We start from the raw sequence: 9,597 nt of genomic DNA on the forward strand, positions 1-9,597 counted from the left end.
TAGGACCAGACTGGTCGGCTCGGGGCACAAGGTCCGGCCGCCCCCTCCGGGCGGCCGGACCTTGTGTTTCCGACCGGGTCCGCTGGCCGGCCGATCCGATGAGGAGGACCCGACGAGAAAGATGAGGACGACGAGGAATCAGCCCTCGATCAGCCCTCGTCGCGGATGAACGCCTCTACCCTGTCCCGGGCCTCGTTGTCGCGGTACTGCTCCGGCGGGGACTTCATGAAATAGGAGGAGGCGGAGAGGACCGGGCCGCCGATGCCCCGGTCGAGTGCGATCTTGGCGCAGCGCACCGCGTCGATGACCACCCCGGCGCTGTTGGGGGAGTCCCATACCTCAAGCTTGTACTCGAGGTTCAGCGGCACATCGCCGAAGGCACGTCCCTCGAGGCGGACATAGGCCCACTTGCGGTCGTCCAGCCAGGCGACGTAGTCCGACGGCCCGATGTGCACGTTGTCCCTGCCGAGGTCGTGGGAGACCTGGGAGGTCACGGCCTGCGTCTTGGAGATCTTCTTGGACTCCAGCCGCTCGCGTTCCAACATGTTCTTGAAGTCCATGTTGCCGCCGACGTTGAGCTGCATGGTCCGATCCAGGATCACGCCGCGGTCCTCGAAGAGCTTCGCCAGAACCCGGTGGGTGATGGTCGCGCCGACCTGTGACTTGATGTCGTCGCCGACGATCGGCACGCCGGCCGCGCGGAACTTCTCCGCCCACTCGGGCACCCCGGCAATGAACACCGGCAGGCAGTTGATGAAGGCGACGCCGGCGTCGATGGCGCACTGGGCGTAGAACTTCGCGGCGTCCTCGGAGCCGACCGGCAGGTAGCAGACGAGTACGTCGGCACGGGTCTCCCGCAGGGTTGCGACGACGTCAACCGGCGGTTCGTCCGACTCCTCGATGGTCTCCCGGTAGTAGCGGCCGAGGCCGTCGAGGGTGTGGCCGCGGCCGACGGTGACCCCGAGCGGCGGGACATCCGCGATCTTGATGGTGTTGTTCTCGCTGGCGGCGATGGCCTCGGAGAGGTCGCGGCCGACCTTCTTCGCGTCCACGTCGAACGCGGCGACGAATGTCAGGTCCGAGACATGGTACTCGCCCAGCCGCACGTGCATCAGCCCGGGGATCTGGGCCGACGGGTCGGCATCGCGGTAGTACTCGATCCCCTGGACCAGCGAGGCAGCGCAGTTGCCTACGCCGACAATGGCGACACGTACCGAGCCCATGACGGTCTGCTCCTTAGCTGAGATCTTCGTGGAAGTGGGTCATATGGGGCACGCAGCTCCGCCGCGGCATTCCCGATCATGCTGGTCGGGAACAGGGACCCGCTACGGGATGACGTTCATCGGGTGGTCGGGACCTCGCCGTCGGGGTCCTGGCCGGCTGTCCGCGGGGCCCGCCTGCTCCGGCCACGCCTGTTCACGTTCACGTTCAGGTGTGCGTCGCCGTCGGCAGGTGAGCCGCCATCCCGTGCGCGCGGGTCGTCCTGGCGGTCCGCCTGCGCCGGAGGGCTTCCCGGCCCGCTGGGGCGGGCTGGTTCGACGACGGGTACCCCCGGCTGCACGGATCCTGTGGACGGGGCTGTGGACAAACCTGTGGATCCTGTGGACAGCTGTGGTCTCTGGGTGCCGGCGGGGGTGCCGGCGCGTTCGGTCTCGATCAGCTCGTTCAGCCAGCGGACCTCACGTTCGACCGATTCCAGGCCGTGGCGCTGCAACTCGAGTGTGTAGGAGTCGAAACGCTCGACGGTCCGGGTCAGGGCCGATCGAACCTTCTCCCGGCGCTCCTCGAGCCGCCCGCGGCGACCTTCGAGGATGCGGAGGCGGACAGCGGCGTCCGTCTTCGAGAAGAAGGCGAAGCGCACGCCGAACATCTCGTCTTCCCAGGACGACGGTCCGCCCTCGCCCAGCAGGTCCGCGAGCTTCTCCTTGCCCTCGCCCGTCAAGGTGTAGACGACCCGACTGCGCCCGCCGAGACGGCTCGCGGCGCCGACGTCGTCCGCGGTGACGTAGCCGGCGGACGCGAGACGACGCAGACAGGGATAGAGCGAGCCATAGCTGAACCGGTGGAACGCGCCGAGGAGCGCCGCGAGCCGTTTGCGCAGTTCATAGCCGTGCATAGGGCTCTCGGAGAGCAGGGCGAGGACCGCCAGCTCCAGCATGATCCACCCCTTCTCGACCGTGATGCCCCGTGATGTCCCGTGATGCGCCGCCGACCGTTCCGCGGGCCGTGGTGGTCGACCACCACGGCCCGCGGAACGGTCGGCTCGACATATCGGAGCGATACATTGAGGATAGACGTCGCGGGACGAGCACCGCAACCAGGAATGACCAGTCGGCGACCGGGAGATGACAGATAGGCGCCCTGCCGGTGCATCCCGACCCCGGCCGGACCATCGGCCCCGCGCGGCCAGATCCCGGTGCGGGCGGGCTCGCACTGTCATCCGGATCACGGTCGGGATGTGGAGCTGGGAGACCGGTTTGGCGTCTGTGCGGACCGTCTGTGCGGACCGTCTGTCTGGAAGCCGGCTCCGGCGTACCGTTGCTGGCATGCGTCCGCGGTCGGTCATCGACTACGCGCTCGCCCGCCGGGCGACGCTGGCGGATCTCTTCGCGGGCAGGATCTCGTCGTTGGATGTCTGCGCCGCGCATCCTTATCTGCTGCGGGCGGCCAGGTACCACGGTGAGCGGACCACGAAGCGATGCCCGGTCTGCCGAGGCGGCGATCCGCTCATCCATGTCACCTACGCCTACGGCGACGAGCTCGGGGAGAGCTCCGGGCGGGTTCGCACCACCAGGGAGCTCCCCGCGCTCGCGTCGAGGTACAGCGAGCTGCGGATCTATGTGGTGGAGGTGTGTCCGCCCTGCGGCTGGAACCACCTGGTCACTTCTTATGTGATCGGGACGGGGGAGCCGAAGGCGAAGAAGCAGATCCGGCGGCGGACCGCGGACCGCTGACGGCTGGTCGTCCCCGAGAGGCGCAAAGGACGCCCTGCGCGAGGGGGCGGAATTCGGCGTGAGACCCTGGTCTGCCATGTGGGTCTCATGGCAGGTCCTGGCGTCGCATCCACCATGGGCTGACCTCGTCACAGCCTCGCCGGGTGAATGCGGCGAGTGAGCGAACATCACGTAGTCGGCCCCGGTCCGATGGTGGACCGGTGGTCGCCGGGATCGTGCACGGTCCGGGCCGAGACGGGCCGGTTCTGTAGATCCTGTGGAAATCGGACCTTCGGTGATGGTTGGGGGCGCCGGCCCGTCTCCTGCGGCGGTCCGGGTACCGGGGAGTCCCGCGGCGACGGATGGAGCGGTTGGTGAGCTCTCCCTACGATCAGGGCTCTAGTCGGGGTGGTCCTGCACCTGACCGAGCATGGCCTAACCCGGACGGCCAGTCCCGGGTAACCGCGGACCGGGTACCCCCGGACCGCGCCCGGCGGCCGGAGCAGGCCAGGCCAGGCCCGGCCCGGCCCGGCCAGGCCCAGGCAGGCCAGGCCCAGGGACGCCGGCTGGTGCCGCCGACGGGCCGGCCCACCGGCGGGAGAGGGGAACGCACCGTTCTCGTGCCGCCCGCGGCTCCCCCCGCCGCGGCGAGGACGAACACGCCGCCGGATGGTGGGACCGGTCGGGGTGCCGGTGCCGCCGTCGGGGGGTGGGTGCCGGACCATGGCATCGGGAAGTCCGACGCGCCCGGCCGTGAACCGTCCAGCGCTCGTCCCGGCATGCCCGTCGGCGAGGCGACCGGTCGTCGCCGAGGCGGCGGCGCGCCCTCCGGTCGGGCGGCCCCCACTCGGCGGGTTCCCGGCCGTGGGTTCTCCGATCGGACCGCCTCTGACCGCGGCGTCCCCGATCGTGGGCCGGACCAGCCGGCAGACCGGACAGCCGGCGAGGTCAACACCCTGTACGACACTGTCGACCAGGAGGCCCTACGACGGGTCGATGTCCGGGAACGCACCGTGGACGCCACCGTTTACCACAAGGTGATGCCGGAGCGGGACTCCCGGAATGGCCGTCGCAACGGTGTGTCGGACCGCGACCGCATGACCGAGGTGACGCCCGCTCAGCGGGTGGCCGGTCGGCGCGACCTCACCCGCGCCACCGAGCTGATGGCCGTCCGGAGCCGGGCACGGGAGGGAAGCGGATCGGCCGCTACCCGCCGGATGGCGGATCGGATCGAGCCCCGCCGGATCGAGCCCCGCCGGATCGAGCCCCGCCGGACCGGTCCAGGGCGGGCCGGGCCAGGCCGATCCTCCCGGGCGGAGATGGGTGTCCCGGGCGGGGCGGGAGGACCCGGGCGCCGCAACGGGAAGGCCCCCCGGCCGGGCCAGGGGCGACACGGCCCGATGTGGTGGCGACGGCGCCCGCGCTGGCTGCGCCGTCTGGTCTTCGCCAGCTTCTTCTCCGGTCTTCTCCTGTTCGCCGCCGGCATCGGCGTCATCTACGCGGCGACCCGGGTCCCGCTGCCTGCCGAGGTGAAGACGGACCAGACGTCGATCATCTTCTACGGACCGCCGGCCGGCTCGCACCAGGACAACGGTGAGGAGCTTGCCCGGATCGGCACCGTGAACCGCACCGACGTGCCGCTCGCCGAAGTGTCCGTGGACATGCAGCACGCGGTGCTCGCGGCCGAGGACAAGAACTTTTATCACGAACCCGGTATCTCTCCCAAGGGCATTGCCCGGGCGCTCTACGTGAACGTCACCGGCGGGGAGCTGCAGGGTGGTTCGACCATCACCCAGCAGTACGCCAAGAACGCGTACCTGTCGCAGGAGCGGACCTTCACCCGCAAGATGCGCGAGATCGTGCTCGCGGTGAAGCTGGGCCAGAAGTACTCCAAGGGACAGATCCTGGAATTCTACCTGAATACGATCTACTTCGGCCGGGGCGCCTACGGTATCGAAGCGGCGGCGAAAGCCTACTTCAACACCTCGGCCGCCAAACTCACCCCCGCCCAGGGAGCGGTCATCGCGGGCCTGATCCGATCACCCAACTACCTCGACCCGGCCAAGAACCCGGGTCCGGCGGCGAACCGCTGGCACGACGTGGTCGCGACGATGGTCGCCGAGGGCTGGGCTCCGCCGGGGCTCGCCCAGCAGAGCCCCCCACCCGTGGCCGCGAAGGCGCAGGATACCGCCGCCTCGTCCGACCAGATCGCGTACATCCGCGATCAGGTCAAACGTGAGCTTACGACCGTCGGGAAGATCACCGAGGATCAGATCAACCGCGGTGGACTGCGCATCACGACCACGATCGACAAGGGGCGGCAGTTCAAGGCCTTCCAGGCGGTGAGCGACGTGCTGGGCCCGGCGTACGCCGCCGTGCCGGATCTGCGTACCGGGCTCACCGCGATAGAACCCGGGACCGGCAGGATCCTCGCCTGGTACGGCGGGTCGCTCTACGGCAAGGACGCACAGGGCCACGAGCAGTACGTCGACAACGTGTCAGGGGCGCAGGTGCAGTCCGCCTCCACCTTCAAGACGATCACTCTGGTCGCCGCGTTGCGTCAGAACATCAACCTCAAGTCGACCTTCGCCGCTCCCGCCAAGATCACACTGCCGGGGAATTACGTGGTCAGCAACGACGAGGGTGAGGCGGGCGATCTCGGATACAAGAACCTCATCGAGGCGACGGCGGGCTCCATCAACACGGTGTACGTACCGCTGGGGCAGAACATCGGCGTCTCGAACATCATCAAGACCGCGCGCGACCTTGGTATCCCGGCCAGCACCCAGCTTCGCAACGAAGCGGGTATCACGCTGGGCCAGGACGACGTGCACGCGGTGGATATGACCACGGTCTACGCGACCCTCGCCGGCGCCGGAGTGCGGGCCACACCGCACATCGTCGACAAGGTGGTCGACGGCAACGGGCAGGTGATCTATTCGGGTACCCCCGATGTGAAGCAGGTCATCCCGGCCACGGTGGCCCGCGACGCCACGTACGCCCTGCAGAGTGTGTTGACGGATTCGAGTGGCACCGGAAAGCGGGCCCGGCTGGACGGCGGGCGGGAGGCCGCCGGCAAGACCGGGACGTCGACCAACTTCCGGTCGGCCTGGTTCTGCGGGTACACCAGGGAACTCGCGTCCTGCGTGAACATGTTCCGGGGCAATGGCACCGAGCAGGATGTGCTGAAGGGCATTCCCGGCGCCGAGAAGGGCGTCTACGGGGGTACCTACCCGGCCAAGGTGTGGAAGGCGTTCATGGACGCCGCGCTGACGGGGGTGCCGCCGTCGAAGTTCGACCCGCCGGCCTTCGGTGGCCTCGTGCAGGATAACGAGCCCGAGCCGACTCCCACACCCACCCCGGCGCCGAGCGCCTCATCGAGCCAGCCCGGCGATACCGGCGTCAACCTGGGCGATCTCCTGAACCCCAGTGGCAACGGCAACGGCGGTGGTCAGCAGCAGGATGCCGGCCAGGCGGGCCGGCCGGCTCGACAGACGGGGATCTTCTCCGACCCGTTCAACTGACCGGGAGGTCGAGTTCAGTGCTGGTCATGGGCTGTCATGGGGCGAGAATGACGGGCATGGCCATGTCCCCGGCGTCCCCCGTCCGCGTCAGCCCGGCCCGGGAGGACCCGGTCGTCGCGGGGGCAAGCCAGCTCATCGGTGGGCCGCCGGGTGAGCACGCGGCCGTGCCCGACCGGCGTGGTTGGCTGACCCCGCTGCGGGTGCTGATGGCAATGGTCATCGTGGCCGGGGTCCTCGGCTACACCCAGAAGATCAGTTGCCGGGACACCCGGAACTGGACGCATGAGCACCAGTACACGGCGTTGTGCTACTCCGACATCGTCGCGTTGTACAGCCAGGAGGGGCTGGTCGACGGGAAGATCCCCTATCTGGACTACCCGACGGAGTATCCGCCGTTGATCGGCGCCACCATGCAGCTCGTCGCCTGGCCTGCCGGTCTCGCGAACGGACCGCGGGCGGTCTACCGGGAGGAGAACGGCGAGCGCGTCTTCGACCATTACACGATGGACATGCGGTCGGCCGTCTTCTACGACCTCACCGCCCTGCTGTTCCTGATCGTGGCCTCGGTCGCGGTGTGCTGCACCGCGCTGACGGCCGGATCGAGGCGGATCTGGGACGCCGCTCTGTTCGCGCTGGCGCCGACCCTCGTGCTGCATCTGCTGACGAACTGGGACATCATCGCGGTGGCGTTCGCGGCGGGCGGCCTGCTTGCCTGGTCCAGGCGGGCTCCGAAGCTCGCCGGGATGCTGATCGGACTCGGCATCCTCACGAAGCTCTATCCGGCCCTGTTCCTGCTAGGGTTGACTTTTCTCTGCCTCCGGGCTGGGAGGCTGCGCGAACTGGCCCGGACCGTCTGCGCGGCGGCGGTGACGGTGCTGGTGGTCGTCGTCCCGCTATGGCTGACCGCCGGCTACTTCAACGCGGAGAACGCCCGCGTCGGCGACAGCATCTGGTCGACCTTCTGGCGAGGTGGTGACTGGATCCGCCTGGTCGGTGGTGGTTCGGACGGGGCCCGCAACGCCATCGCCCGGTTCTTCGACCTGAACTCCGACCGCGGCGCCGACTGGGACTCGCTGGCGTTCGGCGCGACCTGGCTTGCCGGCCGCTACGACCCGGCCTGGTTCGGAGCACTGCACCTGGTGGTCTCCGCGCTCACTGCCGTCGTCCTCGTCGCGGTGGCCGCGGCCGCGATCCATCATCGGCCCGATGCGTGCCGGCTGGTCATCGCGGTGGCCGCGGCCGGCTGGGTGACGATCGTCGTCGCCCTCCCGATGATCCTGCAGGGCTTGCGGAACAACGGCCTGCCCATCTCCACGTTGAACATCATCACTGGGGCGGCCCTGCTGGTCTCGGTGGTCGCCATCGGGTTACTCACCTGGTTCGCACCGCGCCGGCCCCGTCTGCCGCAGGTGCTGTTCCTGCTCGTCGTCGCCTTCCTGCTGACCAACAAGGTCTTCTCACCCCAGTACACGATCTGGCTGCTACCGCTGGCGGCACTGGCTCGGCCCCGATGGAGGCTGTTCCTGCTGTGGCAGGTCTGTGAGGCGTGGGTGCTGTTCACCCGATTCATGCACTTCATCTACAACGACACGCAGGGTCGTCACGGCATCGACCGGGGATGGTTCGTCGGCGCGGTGGCCCTGCGCGACCTGGTGCTGCTCGTCCTGGCCGGATTCGTCGTCCGGGAGATCCTGCATCCGCATACCGACATCGTGCGGACCGGCGGAATGGCGTACCCGGGTGATCCGCGTGTCACGGTCGGCTCCGCTGCCGTCGGCGATCCGGACGCCGTTGACGACCCTGCGGGCGGGGTGCTGGACCATGCCCCCGATGTACGCGGCGGCCGGCCGGCGTGGGTTACGGCGGCGGCCACCGGCGAGCCGGCCGGAGGCCCGGCCGCCGGCAGCGCCGACGGGGCCGGGTCCGGCGGTGCATGATCCGATCGGACCGGGGATGGTCCGAGCGGCCTGGGCCCGGCTGCCGGAGCCGGTCCGGGCCACGCTGCCGATCTGGTTCGGGAGCCGGGTCGCGGTCGCCCTGCTGGCGCTCGCCGCCGCGCGGGTCCTTACCTCGGCGCCGGCGCGAAACGCTCCCGGCCTGCGCACGCTCTGGGACCGGTGGGATGTCGGCCTGTTCACGAAGGTCGCCCGGTACGGTTATCTCTCCCCCGCCTACTCGGACCGGACAGAAGTCGACTTTCCCGGCCTCCCGATCGCGATGCGGATCGTCCATATCGTCGTTCCGGACTGGATCGTCGCGGGTCTGGTCGTGTCGTTCCTCGCCGGTGCGGTCGCGGTCGCCGCGCTGTGGCGGTTGGCCGCGGACGAGGTCGGCAAGCCCGCGGCGCGGTTCGCCGTCCTCAGCCTCATCTGCTTCCCCTACGCGGTGTTCCTGTTCGCCGCCTATTCGGAGGGCATCTTCCTGGGGTTCGCGACGGCGTCCTGGCTGGCGGCACGTCGCCGCCGCTGGTGGTTGGCCGGCCTGCTGGGCGCCGGGGCGGCATCCGCCAGGATCAGCGGTATTCCCTTCGGGGTCGCGTTGGCTGTGCAGTACGTCGCGAGCCGACGCTCCGCCGGCCTCCCGGTGTTCGCCCGGCCGGCGTTGTCGCTGGGGCTTCCACCCGTCCCCGTCCTCGCCTACCTGGGCTATCTCAGGATTCGCACCGGGGGCTGGGGCTCCTACACGGACGCGATGCGGGACGGCTGGCACCGAGGCCTCGACTGGCCCTGGTCGGGCTGGACCGCCACCTGGGCATCGGCCACGGATGGCAACGGTGCGTCGACCTTCGTCTGGTTCTGGCGCGGGGAACTGCTCGCGGTGGTCGTCGGGGTGCTGCTGACCATCATCCTGCTGGCCGGGAGACGGTGGGGTGAGGCGACCTTCCTCGGCGTGATGACCGCGATAATGGCCTGCACGAATTATTATGCATCGGGAATCCGTGGAATTTTAGTGGCCTTTCCGTTGTATCTGATGCTCGCGCGAGCCGCCGCGCGGCAGAGCTGGGTACAGTCGGTATATCTATGTACCGGTACGCCGATCATGGCAGCCCTGGTCGTCGCCTTCACGCAGGGACAGTGGGTGGACTAGCCTTTCCCCCCATGGCGCCTTCGGCGCAATGCGGGGGCCCCTGGCATCGGGGG

General features: G+C 69.2%; 6 protein-coding genes. 4 read left to right on the forward strand and 2 right to left on the reverse strand.

Going from position 1 to position 9,597, the window contains the following annotated elements:
* Window positions 1-149: 149 nt before the first annotated feature.
* Both AC08OX_RS10680 and AC08OX_RS10685 read right to left on the reverse strand, forming a co-directional pair.
* Window positions 150-1,223 carry an inositol-3-phosphate synthase gene (locus AC08OX_RS10680; RefSeq protein WP_476607667.1) on the reverse strand — a complete coding sequence of 358 codons (1,074 nt, stop codon included), beginning with the start codon at window positions 1,221-1,223 and terminating at the stop codon, window positions 150-152.
* 116 nt (window positions 1,224-1,339) lie between these two features.
* Window positions 1,340-2,158 (reverse strand): PadR family transcriptional regulator, encoded by an 819-nt coding sequence (locus AC08OX_RS10685; RefSeq protein ID WP_476607668.1) that lies wholly within the window; start codon window positions 2,156-2,158, stop codon window positions 1,340-1,342.
* A gap of 388 nt (window positions 2,159-2,546) precedes the next feature.
* Here AC08OX_RS10685 and AC08OX_RS10690 point away from each other — a divergent pair, with 388 nt between their 5' ends.
* From AC08OX_RS10690 to AC08OX_RS10705, 4 genes are all read left to right on the forward strand, one after another.
* Window positions 2,547-2,954 (forward strand): DUF5318 family protein, encoded by a 408-nt coding sequence (locus AC08OX_RS10690; RefSeq protein WP_476607669.1) that lies wholly within the window; start codon window positions 2,547-2,549, stop codon window positions 2,952-2,954.
* A gap of 341 nt (window positions 2,955-3,295) precedes the next feature.
* A complete protein-coding gene (locus AC08OX_RS10695) occupies window positions 3,296-6,457 on the forward strand; it encodes a transglycosylase domain-containing protein (RefSeq protein WP_476607670.1) in 3,162 nt (1,053 codons plus the stop codon).
* Between the two features lie 47 nt (window positions 6,458-6,504).
* Window positions 6,505-8,394 (forward strand): glycosyltransferase family 87 protein, encoded by a 1,890-nt coding sequence (locus AC08OX_RS10700; RefSeq protein WP_476607671.1) that lies wholly within the window; start codon window positions 6,505-6,507, stop codon window positions 8,392-8,394.
* Window positions 8,387-9,544 (forward strand): hypothetical protein, encoded by a 1,158-nt coding sequence (locus AC08OX_RS10705; protein ID WP_476607672.1) that lies wholly within the window; start codon window positions 8,387-8,389, stop codon window positions 9,542-9,544. The genes AC08OX_RS10700 and AC08OX_RS10705 overlap by 8 nt, the downstream gene beginning before the upstream one ends.
* Window positions 9,545-9,597 lie beyond the last annotated feature (53 nt).

The sequence above is a fragment of the Frankia sp. CoBUL1 genome, from assembly GCF_978021245.1.